Source organism: Siansivirga zeaxanthinifaciens CC-SAMT-1 (assembly GCF_000941055.1).
GTDB classification, from domain to species: Bacteria; Bacteroidota; Bacteroidia; order Flavobacteriales; family Flavobacteriaceae; genus Siansivirga; species Siansivirga zeaxanthinifaciens.
In genome coordinates this window covers 1,328,435-1,345,786 of record NZ_CP007202.1, presented here as the reverse complement: position 1 = coordinate 1,345,786, position 17,352 = coordinate 1,328,435, and the positions used below count along the sequence as shown (strand labels likewise).

Here is a 17,352-nt window from a genome sequence, read left to right as displayed (position 1 = left end):
ATATAGTTAATTTAAAGCTTGTATCAAATCGGCAATAATATCGTCTATATGTTCTAAACCTGCCGATATACGAACAGAGCCATCGGTAATACCTACGGCTGCTTTTACTTCGGCTTCAACTTTAGCATGTGTCGTGCTCGCCGGGTGTGTAACAATCGTTCTTGTGTCGCCTAAGTTAGCAGATAATGAACACATTTTAATATTATCAAAAAATGATCGGCCGCCTTCAATACCGCCTTCTACTTCAAAAGCAACAATACTACCACCTAATCGCATTTGTTTTTTTGCAATATCGTACTTAGGATGCGATTTTAAAAACGGATATTTTACCCATTTTACTTTAGGATGATTTTCCAGAAACTCGGCTATTTTAAGCGCATTTTCGCAATGCTTGTCGGTTCTTACAGCTAGTGTTTCTAAAGATTTTGAAAGCACCCAGGCATTAAACGGACTCATAGAAGGGCCTGTTAATCGTGAAAACAAATATATTTCGCGAATTAATTCTTTTTTTCCAACTGTTACGCCTCCTAAAACACGTCCTTGTCCATCCATGAGTTTCGTAGCCGAATGTATAACCAAATCGGCACCGAATTTAATAGGATTCTGTAGATAAGGTGTAGCAAAACAATTATCTATTACCAACAAGATGTTATGCTTTTTACAAATGGCGCTTAAAAATTCTAAATCGATAATATCAACACCGGGATTGGTTGGTGTTTCTGCATATAAAAATTTTGTGTTGGGCTTAATTAAACTTTCAATAGTTTCAACCTCATTTACATTAAAATACGAACACTCAATATTCCATTTCGGGAAATAATTTGTAAACAACCCGTGCGTTGCACCAAATACAGAACTGCATGACACCACATGGTCGCCCGAGTTTAGCAAAGCTGCAAATGTTGAAAACACCGCTGCCATGCCGCTAGCAAAAGCGTAACCACTCTCGGCGCCTTCCATAGCACAAACTTTCTCTACAAATTCGTTAACATTAGGATTACTGTAACGGCTGTATAAATCGCGCTGTTTTTCTTCAGCAAAAGACGCTCGCATTTCTTCGGCATCATCAAATACAAAACCCGATGTTAAGTATATGGGCACTGAATGCTCTGAAAACTGTGTTGTTTCCGTTTGTGTGCGTATGGCTAAAGTTTCAAATTGTTTACTCTTCTCCTTCATTATATTCTTTTTTGTCATGAATTCACGAATAATTTCAATTAATATAATTCGTGTATTGGTGGCTCATTTTATTTTTTTCACTAAAAAGGTCTCGACTGCGCTCGACCTAATAATTAATTTATGTGTTTAGACAATCTTAAAATATCTCCAAAAACACCACGTGCCGTTACTTCTGATCCGGCTCCAGCACCTTGAATTACAATGGGTTGCTCACCGTAAGACTCGGTAAATATTTCAAAAATAGCATCGCTACCTTTTACATGCCCTAAGGTACTATCTTCTGGTATGGATACTAATTTAACCTCTAAATTACCTTTATCTTGAGATAAATCGCCCGATAAATCACCTACATATCGTAAAACATGTCCTGGTTGCTGATTTTCTTTTATTTTCTGAAACGTTTCATCTAAAACATCCAACTGACTTAAAAATGATTCAACAGAAATATTTTGATACGCTTCTGGAATTAAATTTTGAACCGAAACATCGCTAAATTCATTTTGCAAATCTAATTCTCTTGCCAAAATTAATAATTTCCTTGCAACATCGTTGCCCGAAAAATCTTCGCGAGGGTCTGGCTCTGTAAAACCTTTATCGATTGTTTCTTGAACAATGGTGCTAAAAGGCTTATCTTGAACCGAGAAATTATTAAATAAATAACTTAAAGTCCCTGAAAAAACACCTCGTATTCTGGTTATATTTTCTCCCGATTCGTGCAATAACTTGATCGTATCAATTAATGGTAAGCCTGCACCAACAGTAGTTTCATATAAATACTGTTTGTTGTTATTTTTTAATTCTTGCCTTAAATCGGTGTAGAATTTATGCGAAACGGTATTGGCAACTTTATTTGATGACACTAAGTCGAAACCTGCTTCAACTAAAGGTACATAATTATCATGAAAAACAGGACTTGCTGTATTATCTACCGCAATTAAATTTTCTAAATGATGCGTTTTTGCAAACGCTATAACATCGTTAATTGAGCTTTCTAAATTTGATGCTTGTAGGGTGTCTTTCCAATTTTTATCGACGCCCTTTTTATTTAAAATCATTTTTCTAGAATTGGCAATAGCAAACACATTTAAGTTGATGCCTTTACGTTTTTCTATATCACCTTTCGATTTTAAAATTTGATTAATTAAAGCGCCACCAACACCTCCATGACCAAAAATAGCAATGTTTATTTTCTTTGAAATTCCGAAAATCTCACCATGAATAACATTCATGGCTTTATGAAGCTGATTCTTTTTAACAACCAAACTCACATTTTTACCCGTTACCGTATTATTAAACAACAACGGTGTAATTTGATTCTTTATAAGTGCATTAAACGGTTTATGGAAAGAACTTAATTCGATACCAATAATGGATATTACCGAAACATCGTCTACCACACCAATTTTATTTACATCTTGCGAATAGAAGTCGTTTTCAAATTCCTGTTCTAAGGCAATAACCGCTTGTGTTGCCTGATCGGCGTTAATAATTAAACCAATACCACGCTCTGATGAGCCTTGAGAAATAATACTTACACTAATATCTTTTTTAGCTAAAGCCCCAAAAATTCTAGCATCTACACCACTTTTACCTAACAAACCGCGACCTTCAAGATTTAGTAAAGCCACATGATCGAGAACAGATAACGAAGTAACTTCTTTAGAATTTGGTTTCGCAGTGATTAAAGTTCCTTCATCATCGGCATTAAACGTATTTAAAATACGTAAGTTGATGTTTTTTTCAACTAAAGGAATAATTGTTTTTGCATGTAAAACCGTTGTTCCAAAATTAGCCAATTCGTTAGCTTCACTAAAGGACAGTTCACGAATTTTCTTAGCATCTTCAACCAAATATGGGTTGGCTGTATAAATACCATTTACGTGTGTGTAATTTTGTAACTCTTCGGCATCTAAGTAATTGGCTATAAGGGCTGCTGTGTAATTACTACCATTACGACCTAAAGTTGTGGTTTCGTTTTTAGTATTAAAAGCAATAAAACCTGTAACAACATTTACAACATCGCTACCCGATTTTTTGTAAAAGTTTTTTACATTTTCTTTTGAAAGTTGCCCAATTGGCTGTGCATTTCCAAAAGCATCGTTTGTTTTTATTAATGTTCTGGCATCTACGGCTGCTGCATGTATTTGCTTAGCATTTAAAATACTTGCTATTAATTTTACCGAAAGCAGCTCGCCCTGCGCTAAAATTTCATCTTTTGTTTTTTTACTATAATCACCCAACAAACTAACGCCTTCAAACAACTTATCTAATACCGAAAATTCTTTTGAAAAATCAATTTCTGGCAAAGGTTCTGTTTGATAGCTTTTAAAAGCTTCTAAATCTTCTTTATAAGATTTACCACTTACTGCTTTATTTAAAATAGTTTCTAAATCATCGGTTGCAGAGCTTCTTGCAGACACCACCACGGTAATTTTATCACCTTGCTTTACCTTATTTTCAATAATTGAAATAACGGTATTCAATCCTTCTCCGTTCGCTAAAGATTTCCCTCCAAACTTTAATACTTTCATTCTTCTTTTTTTAGAATTTGGCACAAATATGCCTTCTATTATTTTTTCTAATTGTTCGTATTCCATTAAAAACGCATCGTGCCCATGTACCGAATTAATTTCATTGTAAGTTACATTCGGATTTGTAACAGCCAACTGTTTATGCGTTTGTCTATTTTCTTCGGCAGTAAAAAACAAATCGGAATCGACACCTATAATATGAATATTTCCATTTATACGCTCTAAAACATTAAAATCGGCGGGTCTGTTTTTAGTAACATCAATCGTTTTTAATAATTGATTCATTAATTTATATGCCGAAAGCTGAAAACGTTCCTGCAGCTTTTTACCATGATGTAACAACCAGCTTTCTACATTAAAAATTTCCAGTTCTTCATTTTTAGAACGATGAAAACGTTCGTTAAAAGATTCGGGCGTTCTGTAACATAACATGGCATGCATTCTAGCATCATGCACAGGATTTCGAGAATTTATTAAAAATTGCTCCTGAATTTGGCAATTGGCAATTAACCAATCGGTCGATTTCCAATCGGTTGCCACAGGTATTAAATTCTCGGTTATATCGGGGTTTATAACAGCCATTTCCCAAGCAATACCTCCACCTAAGGAGCCCCCAACTAAAGCAAACAACTTTTCAACTTTTAATTCTTTTAAACCTATTAAAAATAGTTTGGCGATGTCTCTGGCTACAAAATCTTTATAATTTTCTATTACAAAACCATCGAAACCATTTCCAGGGATATTAAATGCTAAAACGGTGTATAACTTGGTATCTACAACCTTATCATCTCCTACCAGCGTGCTCCACCAACCATCTTCACCAGCCACATTACTGTTTCCTGTTAAAGCATGATTAATTAAAACCACTGGAGCGGTGCCCAGCGGTTTACCAAAAACCTGGTAGCTTAATTTTATTTCAGAAATCTCAGATTGATTTTCTGTTATAAAATCTTTAATTATAATATGTTGCAATGTATTTTTCAATGCTAATTTTATTATTTTATGTTGCTGAAAGCAGCTTTTAAATCGGCTTTTAAATCTTCTAAATCTTCAAGACCAACCGATAAACGAATTAAATCGCCCGAAACACCTGCCGAAGCTTGTTCGCTTTCAGTTAATTGTTGATGCGTTGTACTTGCTGGATGAATTATTAAAGATTTTGTATCTCCAATATTTGCTAACAATGAAAACAATTTTGAATTATCGGCAATGGCCTTCGCAGCATCATAACCGCCTTTGGCACCAAAGGTAACAATTCCGCTTTGTCCTTTTGTTAAATAGGCATCAGATAATGCTTTGTATTTGCTAGAATCCAGTCCTGGATAATTAACCCAAGCCACTTCATCTTGCGCTTCTAACCATTTAGCCAATTCTAAGGCGTTGGCACTGTGTTGTTTTATTCTAACCGGTAAAGTTTCTAAACCTTGTATAATTTGAAAAGCGTTAAACGGGCTTAAAGCGCCTCCAAAATCTCTTAATCCTTCTAAAATTAATTTAAAAGTATAGGCCGCTGCACCAAGTGCTTCATGATAAACTAATCCATGATACCCGTCTGATGGCTCAGTAAACTCAGGGAATTTCCCGTTGGCCCAATTAAAAGTTCCGGCATCAATAATAGCGCCTCCTAAAGATGTACCTTGACCTCCTATGTATTTTGTTAATGAGTGTATTACAATATTGGCGCCATGCTCAATAGGGTTTAGTAAGGCAGGTGTTGCAACCGTATTATCTACTATAAAAGGAACTCCTGCAGCCTTGGCATGTACCGAAATTGCTTTTAAATCTAGCACATCTAATTTTGGATTTCCTAAAGATTCAACAAAAAAAGCTCGGGTATTATCTTTCACTGCCGCAGCAAAATTATCTGGATTATCGGCATCTACAAACGTCGTTGTAATACCCAATCTAGGTAAGGTTACTTTAAGTAAATTATAAGTACCTCCATATAAACTGCTTGAAGCAACAATATGGTCTCCAGCTTTTAAAAGGGTTAATAATCCTGTTGAGATGGCCGCTGTACCAGAAGCAAAAACAACCGCTCCAATACCGCCTTCTAAGGCAGCTAAACGCTCTTGTAAAATTTGATTTGTTGGATTGTTTAATCGGGTGTAAATAAACCCTAATTCTTTTAAAGAAAACAAATTTGCCGCATGATCTGAATTATTAAAAACATACGATGTTGTTTGATAAATTGGCACAGCTCTGGTACCTCCATTGGCTTTAAAATCGTGGCCAGCGTGTAATGCGTTTGTTGCGAATTTTTGTGTACTCATTTTTCTAATTTTTTTTGAGTTAATAAATAATTAAACCAAAAGCCAAATGCATCATTAATTTGATGTACTTAATAGAAAAATGTTAAAAAGAATTTTAAAACTACAGACGGTAATTTCATTTTGTTATCTATCCAAACAAGTAAAACACTTTAATATGGGTAGAATGTAGCACCTTCTTTACGTGTAAAGGGTTGCTAAGGCTTCAATGGGTCTAATCCCTCCACCTTTCTTGATAACATTTCAATAAGTTTTTGAACTTTGTGTATGCAAATATTCAGTTAGAAATATTTAAAATCCTAATTTTTTGTCGAAAAATTTTAAAAGCACTCCATTTAAATAAAAAATAAAACTCTTATTTATTGTATCGCATCTCGTAAAATTTATTTCTAATAACCAAATCGATGGGTCTGTTTTGAATTTTAGACTCTAACCACGAAATAATATCTAAATACAAAAAGGCTCTACTTTGATAGGGATCGTCTTCGTACTGTTTTAGCTTTTTGTGTAGCTTAACAAACTCGTTTCTAACTTCATGCGGATAAATATCGCCCAAGCCTCTCAAGAATTTAATAAACTCTTTTTGTACTTCGTATAAGTCTTCCATTTTAATTAAAAACTTGTAGGTACTTCTAATTAAAATATCCAGATTATAGTCCATACCTGCTTCGTAATGGGCTACCAAATTAAGAATTCTGGAAAAACACAATAAATCTTCACGCATTTGTAAAGACTTGTTATTAATAATTTTTTCTAAATAAAAAATACATTTTTTGTTTTCGCCGGCACCAAAATACATGCTCGCAATTTTATAGTAAAACACCATAACGTGGTGCTCATCGATACGATCGTGATATACCTTTAGCTTTTCTAAAACCTCTTCAATTAAAGGCAAGCCTTGTTTAAAACTACCTTCTATAAAATGTAAATTGAATTTATTATTGTAGGTAAATAAAAATATAAGCCCTTCAATATTATCATCAATAGGAAACCATTTTTCTTTAGTTACTGTTTCCAGTCTGGTAAGTGACTCTTTAAACTTTTCGTAATGTCTTAAATAAAATAAGGCTTCTAATAAGTAATGATTACCTCTTAGAAAAAACACAGGATTTAAGCTAATTTGCTCTTTATTTTCGTAGAATAAATCAACCCATTTTGTAGCATATTTGTAACACGCTAAAAAATCGTGCGTTAAAAAACTATACCACAAATAAGCCTTGTAAAGCCATAATTTTTCACGAAAACCTAAAGCATTTATATCGTATTTAGGAAGTCTTGCCTCAAAATACTTTACAATACGGTTGGTTTCTTTATTGTTTTTTACGTAGCCGGTTTTTAAGAACAAACCATATAACTGCAACGACAAATTAGACAATTTACTGGCTAAAACATTTTGCAGACTCAACTCTTTTGCTTGAATTGAAAGCTCGTCGGCTCGATTGCTTAAACTTCTGGTAATATATTGCGACTCAATAACTTTCTCAAATTCAACAATTTCGTAGGCTACATTTTTTTCCTCATGGTGAATCGCTAAATTTTTCGCTTTTTCTAATATTTTTAAACTTTGTTTGTAAAGTCCTTTGTGGTATAGAATCGTAGCAAAATCTAACTGCTCTCGTATTTGAATCCTAATGGTTTGATGTGAAGGGTTTAAACGTAAACTAATTAAGATTTGCTTGTACAAATGCGCCTTAAGATTTGAAAGCTGTTCTTTTTTCACAACACCTTTCTTTAAAATAGCATTTTCATCGTACGTATTAAGCTTTTCAAGAATATTGAAAAGCGTTAAAAATTTAGAATCTTCATTCACTCCTAAACGTCCTACATAAAGCTTAAATTGCCTTTTTTCAGACTTAGAAAGTGACTTTACTAATACAAACAAATTATCTTTTTGTTCTTTTGTCATAGTTATAAAAACAGTCTTAAATAACTGATTTTCATTTATTTAATTAATTCGCAAGCGAGTTAAACATCGTAAAAAAATTGTATCTCATTATAATTTCACGAAACCAAAATATACATTCGTAGTACAAAAAGAAAATTTATTTTATTAAATGTCTAATACTAACGTCCAAATTTTTGACACAACGCTTCGCGATGGCGAACAAGTCCCAGGCTGCAAATTGAACACCGAACAAAAATTAATCATTGCTGAACAGCTAGATTTATTAGGTGTTGATATTATTGAAGCCGGTTTTCCTGTATCAAGTCCTGGCGATTTTAAATCGGTTGAAGCCATTTCTAAAATTGTAAAAAACGCAACAGTTTGTGGTTTAACACGTTCTGTTGAAAACGATATTAAGGTTGCTGCCGAAGCATTAAAATACGCAAAAAAACCTAGAATTCATACAGGAATTGGAACTTCCGATTCTCATATTAAATTTAAATTTAAATCTACCAGAGAGGACATACTTGATCGTGCTTTTAAAGCGGTAAGTTACGCAAAATCTTTCGTAGAAGATGTAGAATTTTATGCAGAAGATGCTGGAAGAACCGATAACGAATATTTAGCACGCGTTTGCGAAACGGCTATTAAAGCTGGTGCAACTGTTTTAAACATTCCAGATACAACAGGCTACTGTTTACCAAGTGAATATGGCGCCAAAATTAAATACCTAAAAGAAAATGTAAAAGGTATTGAAAAGGCTATTTTATCTTGTCATTGCCACAACGATTTAGGCTTGGCAACTGCCAATTCTATTGAAGGTGTAATTAACGGTGCTCGCCAGATTGAATGTACCATTAACGGTATTGGTGAACGTGCTGGAAATACAGCTTTAGAAGAAGTTGTTATGATTTTAAAACAGCATCCATACTTAAATTTAGATACTCGAATTAAAACCGAAATGTTATTTGGCTTAAGTCAATTAGTATCTGAAAACATGGGTATTTACACCCAGCCAAACAAAGCAATTGTTGGTGCTAATGCCTTTGCACACAGTTCTGGAATACATCAAGATGGGGTAATTAAAAATCGTGAAACATACGAGATTATAGACCCTAAAGATGTTGGCGTAACAGAATCTGCTATTGTTTTAACAGCAAGAAGCGGCCGTGCAGCCTTAGCTTACCGAGCTAAAAATGTAGGATATGAATTAACGAAACTTCAGTTAGATGAAATCTATAAAAACTTTTTAGATTTTGCCGATACTAAAAAAGAAGTTGTAGATAGTGATATTCATTACATTATTGAAAATAGTAAAATTTACAAAGAAATTACATCTGCTTAATTAATTTATAAATGAAGTTAAATATAGCCGTTTTACCAGGAGATGGTATTGGTCCAGAAGTAACAGCACAAGCCGTAAAGGTCTTGAAAGCTATTGCTATAGAATTTAACCACGTATTTATATTTCATGAAGCATTGGTAGGCGCAAGTGCCATGGTAAAAACTGGCGATCCTTTACCAGAAGAAACCATTGCTATTTGCGAAAATGCAGATGCTATTTTATTTGGAGCCATAGGCAACACCGCCTATGATATCGACCCTAATGCCAAAGTAAGACCCGAACAAGGACTTTTAAGACTGCGTAAATCGTTAGATTTATATGCTAACATTCGTCCTGTAATAGCTTATGAAGATTTATTAACAAAATCTTCATTAAAAAAGAGTCAAATTAAAGACACTAATATTGTTATTTACAGAGAACTCACCGGAGGCATTTATTTTGGTGAAAAAAAATTATCTGAAGATGGCAACAACGCTTCAGACATTTGTGAGTATTCGCGTTTTGAAATAGAACGCATAGCGCATTTAGCGTTTAAAGCTGCTCAAACAAGAAAAGGAAAATTAACATTGGTAGATAAAGCTAATGTTTTAGAAAGTTCTCGTTTATGGCGTCGTGTTGTACAAGAAATTGCGCCTAAATATCCAGATGTTGAATTAAATTATCAATTTATTGATAATGCTGCCATGGAACTTATTATAAACCCAAGACAATTTGATGTTATTTTAACTGAAAATATGTTTGGAGATATCTTATCGGAAGAAGCCAGCGTTATTGTTGGATCGATAGGATTACTGGCATCGGCATCTTTAGGAGATAAACATGCCATGTTCGAACCTATTCATGGAGCATATACAAAAGCTGCAAATAAAGGCATTGCAAATCCTATTGCTTCTATTTTATCGGCAGCCATGTTATTAGAGCATTTCGGTTTAGATGATGAAGCTGATTTGGTTAGAGAAGGTGTAGACAAATCGTTGAAACTTCACATAACCACACCAGATTTAAACACTAAATACGATCACGTAACCACCACGAAGGTTGGAGATTTTATCGAAGATTTTATTAATAATCCAGATGAAACCAACTTAAATTTTACCAACATTCATTTAGGACAATCTACTATCATTTAATTATTTGAATTAGTCACTCTAAAATTAAAACCACAGTTGTCCTAAACAAAAAGCGCATTTTAAAAATGCGCTTTTTTTATTTCAACGTTTTGACAATTTACTGGCTATAAAACTTACAATTACTATTTGCGTGGCATGAAAAAGCATCAAAGGCAATAAGATAATCCCCAGAGACAGCATATTTCCAAAAAGGATTTTAGAAAAAACGGTGCCATGTACTAAAGATTTTTTGGTTCCGCAATACTGAGCGGTTATTCGATCTTCTAAACTAAAATGTAAACGCTTTGCAACAAGTCCAATTAAATAATAAACCACAAAAAACAAACTAATAACGGCTATTAACAATCCGAATAAATCCAGTAATGAAACGCTAGAAAAAACGCCTTCGTAAAAAGACTCTGCAAAACTTTTATAAATGATAAGTAAGATAATCGATTTATCAAACATGGTAAGTTTAGCACTGTGTTTTTGAGCAAAAGCACCAAAATAGCGTTGAAGCAAAACCCCAAAAATTACGGGTAATATAATTTGAACAATAAGCTTGGTATAAATACTTGTAAAATCGAAATCTGCTTGCTCATTATTTAAAAACAAACCCATCCACAGCGGCGTAATTACAACTCCTATAATCCCTGAAATACTCGCGTTAAAAATAGCTGCCGGTATGTTTCCTTTGGCTATAGAAACCATAACTACCGACGATGATACCGTTGATGGTAATGCCGCTATAAAAAAGAAAGCAAGCCAAATTAATGTACCACTTTCAGAGGAAAATAAAGGCTTAAAAACAATTACAATTAATGGAAAAATTAAAAAGGTTGCTAATTGAACCAAAATATGAAGTTTCCAGTTTTTTAGACCTGCTTTTAATTTATTCGGACTGAGCTTTAATCCGTAAAAAAAGAAAATTAAAAATATCCCTATCGTGCTAATTGTATTTATAGGCACATTACTGTTAGGTGTTCCCCAAAACGGAAAAAAATAGGCAAAACCAATAGTTAATATTATGGCTATAACAAATTTATCTATTTTAACTTTCATTGAATTTATTTCTATTAGGCTCCAATTAAAACTCTGGATTTTTTGCCAAAAACTCTTTTAAATACCCAAATAATAAATCTACAAACCACCAGAGTGTACACAATTAAAACAGCTGTTGTTATAATAATATTTAGCGGCGTTATTTCGGTGATATTCAAAATAAACTTGAATAAGGGCAAGGATGCATACAAAATATAACCATGTAAAAAATAAATAGAAAAAGAATCTCTGGCAACACCATTTAAACTGCGCAAAGGGCGGTTTAATTTATTTTTAAAAAACAACATGATTAAAAGCGCAAAAGTTGTTTTTTGAATGTAGAAAACCGACTCTTTTAATGAAACAGAACCAACTAAATTCAAATTGTTCATATAAAAATAAAATAAAACTAGAGTACTTAACACAGCGACTATAATTATATACGTCTTGAAAACTGCTATCTGTTTAAACCCATATTCTAAATCTTTACCTAGGTATATACCTAATGCATAAGCACCCGTAAAATAAATCATCGTTGGTAAATGCAAACTATAGTCTAAATCTATTGGAACTCGAGAAACAACAAGAGGCAATAAAATTATAATAACATATAAACCCTTTTTTACAGGTTGTTTATCTGATAAATAATCTAGTAAAGGTGTGGTTAAATAAAGAAAAATTAAAACAGGTATATACCATAAAACAAAATTAGCTTTACCATAAATAAGATTTTCAAAAATCGTTTTTGTAAAACCCCAGATACCATCTAAAATTCCGGTATTAAATTTGTTTTTGAGCAAGGTGAAAACGACCGATATAAATATATAAGGCAAAATAATATTCTTAACCTTACTCTTGTAAAACCTGCGATAGCCTCGTTTTTTTAAAACCCTGGAAAATAAAATACCTGAAATTAATGCAAAATAAAGTGTACTATCATGATAAAACACTTCACTTACCATAAGTAAAGGATGAGAATCGTCGAAACTACCTTTCGCGCCAATAAATGCGGCAACCATGGCGTGGCCAAACAAAATTAATAAAATGGCTAATCCTCTAAAACTATGAATATAATTTAAAAACTCGGTTTTATTATTTTTCATAGTTCCTTACCCATAAAAAGTTCCACTATTTAGGAAACTTAGCCTTAATTTTATCTAAACACAAATTGTGAATACTTCCAACGTGGGTATGTTTTTTTGAAGTATCAGGCACATAAGAACCGTCTTGAACTTGTCCGCCAATTTTTTGGTAAGCCTCCCTAAATGATTGTCCTTCAACAACCAAGGTATTAATATTATCTACTGTAAACAGGTATTTATATAAATCGCTGTGAATATCAATATCTTTTACAATGATTTGCTGAATGGAATAATTAAAAATATCTAATATATCTTTAATCTCTTCGAAAGCAGCTATCATATTTTCTTTTAACAACTGAAAATCTCTGTGGTATCCACTCGGAAGGTTATTCGTTATTAAAATCATTTCGCTTTGCAACGCTTGTATTTTATTGCATTTTCCTCGAATTAATTCAAACACATCGGGATTCTTTTTATGAGGCATAATACTACTGCCTGTGGTTAACTCATCTGGAAAGGAAATAAAACCAAAATTCTGACTCATATACAAACATACATCCATGGCAAAACGCGCCATAGTATTGCTTAAACCACCTAAAGCAGCGGCAATAGTGCGTTCGTTTTTACCGCGTCCCATTTGAGCTGCAACCACATTATATTTTAAGGTTGCGAAATCCATTTCTTTGGTTGTAAATTCTCTGTCTATAGGGAAAGAACTTCCGTAACCTGCAGCAGAACCTAACGGATTTTGATCGACCGTTTTTAAAGCAGCATTTAATAAATACACATCATCAATCATTAACTCGGCATAAGCAGAAAACCATAAACCAAAAGATGATGGCATGGCCACTTGTAAATGTGTATAACCCGGTAAAACCTTATCTTTATAAGTTTCGGCCTGATTTAAAAGCGTATGGAATAAGGTTTCGGTTTTAGACTTAACAAGCTTTAAATTTTCTTTATAATACAAATGAAGCGCCACTAAAACTTGATCGTTTCTTGAACGCGCCGTATGTATCTTTTTACCAACATCACCTAAAGTTGCTGTTAATTCGTATTCTATTTTAGAATGTACATCTTCAAACTGAGCATCGATAACAAACGCACCCGATTCAATTTCATTTGCCAAAATTTCGAGTCCGCCAAGTAATTGTTCTAATTCAATGGTAGACAAAATGCCAATTTCATGAAGCATTTTCGCATGTGCTTTCGATGCTATAACGTCGTACTTAGCAATATGAATATCGATTTCTCTATCGTTACCTACGGTAAATTGTTCTATTTTTTTATCGATTGATATGCCTTTATCCCAGAGTTTCATTTCGTAATGTTTATGTGTTTATTCGTTGAATTGTTTAAACGATTACCCGATTCAACAATTCAATGTAAATTTTTATGCCTTCTTCTATTTCGTTTAAATAAATAAATTCATCTGCCGAATGCGAACGCGTACTATCGCCTGGCCCTAATTTTAAAGACGGACAAGAAAGCACAGCTTGATCTGATAGTGTTGGCGAGCCATAAGTGGTTCTTCCCATGGCAATTCCCGCTTTTACTAATGCATGATCTACAGGAATTGATGAAGAATTTAATCGTAAACTACGAGGTACAATACGTGTACAAGGCGCTTCTTTTTGTAAAATATCTGCTATTTCGGCATTGGTGTAAGCATCATTTACGCGTACATCAATTACTAAATTCACATCGGCCGGCACAACGTTGTGTTGTGAGCCTGCATGAATTTGTGTTACCGTTAGTTTAACATCACCCAAAGCTTCAGAACTTCTTTCAAATTTAAAATCCTTAAACCATTGTAAAACTTCTATCGTGTTGTAAATAGCGTTGTTATTATTGGGGTGAGCGGCATGACTTGGAGTCCCTTCTACAACTGCATCAAAAACCACTAAGCCTTTTTCGGCGATGGCCAGATTCATTAAAGTGGGTTCTCCAACAATGGCTACATCAACTTTTGGAATGATTGGTAACATGCTGTTAAGTCCGTTTGGACCACTGCTTTCCTCTTCCGCGGAAGCGACCATAACCAAATTATATTTTAAATTTTTTTGATTGTAAAAATAGGTGAAGGTAGCTATTAAAGACACCAAACAACCGCCAGCATCGTTACTGCCTAAACCATATAATTTACCATCTTCTACAATTGCCTTAAAAGGATCTTTTGTATAGGCACTGTTGGGTTTTACTGTGTCGTGGTGCGAGTTTAAAAGTAAGGTTGGTTTACTTTCGTCGAAATATTTATTAATAGCCCAAACATTATTTTGGGTGCGTTTGTAATCGATTTGATAGTGTTTGAACCAAGCTTCGATATGCAATGCAGTTTCATGCTCTTCCGATGAAAAAGATTGTGTTTCTATCAACTGTTTTAATAACGATATGGCATCGTTTGTTAATTCTTGTTGGTTCATATTAAAGCGTTATTCTTGTAAAATTATCATTTTCTTTGGTTAACATGGCTGTATTTCCCATGTTTATTGTTGAAACTCCATGATTTAAAGCATCGAAACAATTTTCTAGTTTAGGCAGCATACCATCGGCGATGATGCCTTTTTCAAGTAAATCTTTGTATAAATTAGAATCGATGTGTTTTATAACCGAATTCTTATCGTTAATATCTTTTAAAACACCGTTTAATTCGAAACAGTAGTAAATAGATGTTTCATACAAAGCACTCATACCAATTGCTAGTTGAGAGGTAATGGTGTCGGCATTGGTATTTAAAAGTTGCCCTTTACCATCGTGGGTTATGGCACAAAAAACGGGTGTGAAATCGGCTTCTATTAATTTATTTACCGATTGATGAGCTACACTTTTTACATCGCCCACAAAACCGAAATCAACCTCTTTTACTGGACGTTTTACAGAGGTTATACTGTTAATATCGGCACCTGTTAAACCAATGGCATTGGTGTTTAGAGCCTGCAATTTAGCTACTACATTTTTATTTACTAGGCCGCCATAAACCATGGTTATAACTTCTAAGGTTTCGGCATCGGTAATACGACGCCCCTGAACCATTTTAGACTCAATACCTAATTTTGAAGCGATATGGGTAGCGCGTTTACCACCACCATGTACTAAAATTTTCTTTCCTTCTAAATTAGAAAATAATTCGAGAAAAGCTAAAAGGGCGCTTTCATCTTCAATAATATTACCTCCTATTTTAACTATGGATAGTTTTTCTTTAGCCATTTTCTAATATTTTTTTTAGCACCAATTGTGCTGCATATGTTCGGTTATTGGCTTGTTCTATTACCAGAGAACTATCGCTGTCTAAAACAGCATCTTCAACAATAACATTACGGCGCACTGGTAAACAATGCATAAATTTTGCAGCGCCCAATTTATCTTTAGTTATCATCCAATTAGGGTCTGTGTTTTTTACTTTTCCGTAATCTTCGTACGAACTCCAGTTCTTAACATAAACAAAATCGGCGTCTTTAAAAGCGTCTTCCTGATTATGGTTAACAGGCGTGTTTCCAACAATATTAGGACTTAAATTATAACCTTCGGGATTTGTAATAACAAAATCGACATCCATTTTCTGCATAGCTTGCACAAAACTATTGGCAACGGCATGTGGCAATGCTTTAACATGTGGTGCCCAACTTAAAACAACTTTTGGCTTTGCTTTTGTTGTGTTTTCTGAAATGGTAATGGCATCGGTAAGCGCTTGTAAAGGATGCCCCGTAGCGCTTTCCATATTTACAACTGGTACCGAAGCATATTTTTTAAAGGCTGTTAAAACCTGCTCGCTTTCGTCTTTTACTTTATCGGTTAAGGTTGGAAATGCTCTAACGGCAATAATATCGCAATATTGAGATACCACTGCGGCAGCTTCTTTAATGTGCTCGGCGGTGTTGCCATTCATAACCGTACCATCACCAAATTCGATACCCCAGGCATCTCCCGAAACATTCATTACAATAGGATCCATTCCTAAATTTAAAGCCGCTTTTTGTGTGCTTAAACGGGTTCGTAAACTCGAATTAAAAAATAATAACCCTAGTGTTTTATGTTTTCCTAACTTTTTAAATTTAAGCGGATTTTTCTTTAATGTTTTTGCTTCCTCAATCCAAGAATTGATATCATCTATATCGTGTATGGAGGTATAATGTTTCATCTTTATTTTTTATTTTATTTTGGTAAAAGGCACTTTGTTATCCATGGCATTTACAATGAAATTATCGTCTAAACCATTTACAATCCAAGTTTCTATATTTGATTTTTTTGCTACCGAAGCTGCTTCAATTTTCGATTGCATACCACCGCTGCCATGCGACGATTTAGAATTTACAACTTCTTTAACCAAAGCTTCAAAATCTTCAACAAGTTCTATTGTTTTTGGCGCATTATTTTCAATAGATTCTTTGGTGTAAATACCGTTGGTATTGGTTGCTATGATGAACAAATCGGCTTTTAAAAGCGATGCGGTAAGCGCTCCTAATTTATCGTTATCGCCAAATTTAATTTCATCGGTTGCAACCGTATCATTTTCGTTGATAATTGGAATGTAATTATTAGCAACCAACACATTAATGGTGTTTACAATATTGGTTTTGCTTTCATCTTTTTCAAAATCGGAATAAGACAATAAACACTGTGAGGTTAACAAACCTGCTTCTCTAAAAATCTCCTGATAAATACGAATTAAATGCGGTTGCCCAATAGACGCCAATGCCTGTTTAACTGTAATTTCTTTGCCTTTACTTTCTAGTTTTACAAACTGTTTGGCGGCTGCAATAGCTCCAGAACTTACAATAACAAACTCGCAAGAATTTTTAAGTTGAGCTATTTGATTTGCAATATCTTCAATTTTACCTCTAGAAATGTTGTTGGTTTCTTTGGTAAGTGTATTCGATCCTACTTTTAATAATATACGTTGCTTCTTCATG

The 17,352-nt window shown here is 33.9% G+C and carries 13 protein-coding genes and 1 riboswitch; of the genes, 2 read left to right on the top strand and 11 right to left on the bottom strand.

Annotated features, from left to right (window positions below; genetic code table 11):
- Positions 1–6 precede the first annotated feature (6 nt).
- The 4 genes from AW14_RS05915 to AW14_RS05900 all read right to left on the bottom strand — a co-directional run bounded on the left by AW14_RS05915 (position 7) and on the right by AW14_RS05900 (position 7,886).
- The gene (locus AW14_RS05915) at positions 7–1,179 is read right to left on the bottom strand and encodes a trans-sulfuration enzyme family protein (RefSeq protein ID WP_044637976.1); all 1,173 of its coding nucleotides are present in this window, start codon (positions 1,177–1,179) and stop codon (positions 7–9) included.
- A 113-nt stretch (positions 1,180–1,292) separates the two neighbouring features.
- Complete coding sequence (thrA, locus tag AW14_RS05910; RefSeq protein WP_044637975.1) at positions 1,293–4,694, bottom strand: bifunctional aspartate kinase/homoserine dehydrogenase I; 3,402 nt, start codon at positions 4,692–4,694, stop codon at positions 1,293–1,295.
- A gap of 11 nt (positions 4,695–4,705) precedes the next feature.
- Positions 4,706–5,983 carry an O-acetylhomoserine aminocarboxypropyltransferase/cysteine synthase family protein gene (locus tag AW14_RS05905; RefSeq protein ID WP_044637974.1) on the bottom strand — a complete coding sequence of 426 codons (1,278 nt, stop codon included), beginning with the start codon at positions 5,981–5,983 and terminating at the stop codon, positions 4,706–4,708.
- A gap of 120 nt (positions 5,984–6,103) precedes the next feature.
- Positions 6,104–6,222: riboswitch (SAM riboswitch) on the bottom strand.
- Positions 6,223–6,335: 113 nt separating this feature from the next.
- The gene (locus AW14_RS05900; protein ID WP_044637973.1) at positions 6,336–7,886 is read right to left on the bottom strand and encodes a hypothetical protein; all 1,551 of its coding nucleotides are present in this window, start codon (positions 7,884–7,886) and stop codon (positions 6,336–6,338) included.
- A 148-nt stretch (positions 7,887–8,034) separates the two neighbouring features.
- Between AW14_RS05900 and AW14_RS05895 the strand changes: the two genes are divergently transcribed.
- Positions 8,035–9,210 carry a 2-isopropylmalate synthase gene (locus tag AW14_RS05895; RefSeq protein WP_084708781.1) on the top strand — a complete coding sequence of 392 codons (1,176 nt, stop codon included), beginning with the start codon at positions 8,035–8,037 and terminating at the stop codon, positions 9,208–9,210.
- A gap of 11 nt (positions 9,211–9,221) precedes the next feature.
- Positions 9,222–10,340: a 3-isopropylmalate dehydrogenase gene (leuB, locus tag AW14_RS05890; RefSeq protein WP_044637972.1), complete on the top strand. Its 1,119-nt coding sequence runs from the start codon at positions 9,222–9,224 to the stop codon at positions 10,338–10,340.
- A gap of 81 nt (positions 10,341–10,421) precedes the next feature.
- Here leuB and AW14_RS05885 read toward each other — a convergent pair whose 3' ends face one another.
- From AW14_RS05885 to proB, 7 genes are read right to left on the bottom strand one after another with little or no spacing between them, the layout of a single operon-like run.
- The gene (locus AW14_RS05885) at positions 10,422–11,381 is read right to left on the bottom strand and encodes a bile acid:sodium symporter family protein (protein ID WP_044637971.1); all 960 of its coding nucleotides are present in this window, start codon (positions 11,379–11,381) and stop codon (positions 10,422–10,424) included.
- Positions 11,382–11,395: 14 nt separating this feature from the next.
- Positions 11,396–12,463, bottom strand: coding sequence for an acyltransferase family protein (locus tag AW14_RS05880; RefSeq protein WP_044637970.1), 1,068 nt, complete (start codon positions 12,461–12,463; stop codon positions 11,396–11,398).
- A 25-nt stretch (positions 12,464–12,488) separates the two neighbouring features.
- Positions 12,489–13,763 (bottom strand): argininosuccinate lyase, encoded by a 1,275-nt coding sequence (argH, locus tag AW14_RS05875; protein WP_044637969.1) that lies wholly within the window; start codon positions 13,761–13,763, stop codon positions 12,489–12,491.
- Positions 13,764–13,797: 34 nt separating this feature from the next.
- Positions 13,798–14,865, bottom strand: a complete 1,068-nt coding sequence (locus tag AW14_RS05870) for a M20 family metallo-hydrolase (RefSeq protein WP_044637968.1) — start codon at positions 14,863–14,865, stop codon at positions 13,798–13,800.
- A 1-nt stretch (position 14,866) separates the two neighbouring features.
- Entirely contained in the window at positions 14,867–15,649 is a 783-nt protein-coding gene (gene argB, locus AW14_RS05865) for an acetylglutamate kinase (protein WP_044637967.1), read from the bottom strand.
- Complete coding sequence (locus tag AW14_RS05860; RefSeq protein WP_044637966.1) at positions 15,642–16,580, bottom strand: N-acetylornithine carbamoyltransferase; 939 nt, start codon at positions 16,578–16,580, stop codon at positions 15,642–15,644. The genes argB and AW14_RS05860 overlap by 8 nt, the downstream gene beginning before the upstream one ends.
- A 9-nt stretch (positions 16,581–16,589) precedes the next feature.
- Positions 16,590–17,351, bottom strand: coding sequence for a glutamate 5-kinase (proB, locus tag AW14_RS05855; RefSeq protein ID WP_044639512.1), 762 nt, complete (start codon positions 17,349–17,351; stop codon positions 16,590–16,592).
- Position 17,352: the final 1 nt, after the last annotated feature.